The organism is Microvirga sp. jy35, from assembly GCF_056148915.1.
In genome coordinates this window covers 1-710 of the sequence record NZ_JBWBEW010000129.1, presented here as the reverse complement: position 1 = coordinate 710, position 710 = coordinate 1, and the positions used below count along the sequence as shown (strand labels likewise).

The 710-nt window shown below is 66.8% G+C and carries 1 protein-coding gene; it reads right to left on the bottom strand.

Annotated features, from left to right (window positions below):
• The coding region (locus AC0QTX_RS27525; RefSeq protein WP_474606968.1) for an FtsK/SpoIIIE domain-containing protein at positions 1-710 on the bottom strand (710 nt) is incomplete at both ends.

Sequence of the window (710 nt, the reverse complement as noted above, 5' to 3'; positions counted from 1 at the left end):
AGCTGCTCGGCGCCCATCTCGCCCAAGATCGTGCGGCTGTCGATCTTGGACGTGACCTGGAACGAGATCCGGGTCGGGAAGTTCGCCTTGATCGTGCCGGTGATCACGTCCACAGACGGCCGCTGCGTCGCCAGGATCACGTGAATGCCGGCGGCGCGCGCCATCTGGGCCAGGCGCTGGATGGCGCCCTCGATCTCCTTGCCGGCCACCATCATCAGGTCGGCCATCTCGTCGACGATCACCACGATGTAGGGCAAGGGATCGAGCTCCATCACCTCGTCCTCGTAGATCGCCTCCCCGGTCTCCCGGTCGAAGCCGGTCTGCACCGTGCGGGTGATGGTCTCGGCCCGGGCCTTGGCCTCCACCACGCGGGCGTTGAAGCCGTCGATGTTGCGCACCCCCAGCTTGGACATCTTGCGGTAGCGGTCCTCCATCTCGCGCACGGCCCATTTGAGCGCGACGACCGCCTTCTTCGGGTCGGTCACCACCGGGGTGAGCAGGTGCGGGATGCCGTCGTAGACGGACAGCTCCAGCATCTTGGGATCGACCATGATCAGCCGGCACTCGGCCGGCGTCAGCCGGTAGACGAGGGACAGGATCATGGTGTTGATCGCCACCGACTTGCCCGACCCGGTGGTGCCGGCGACCAGCAAGTGCGGCATGCGGGCGAGATCGGCGATGACGGGCTCGCCCCCGATGGTCTTGCCGAG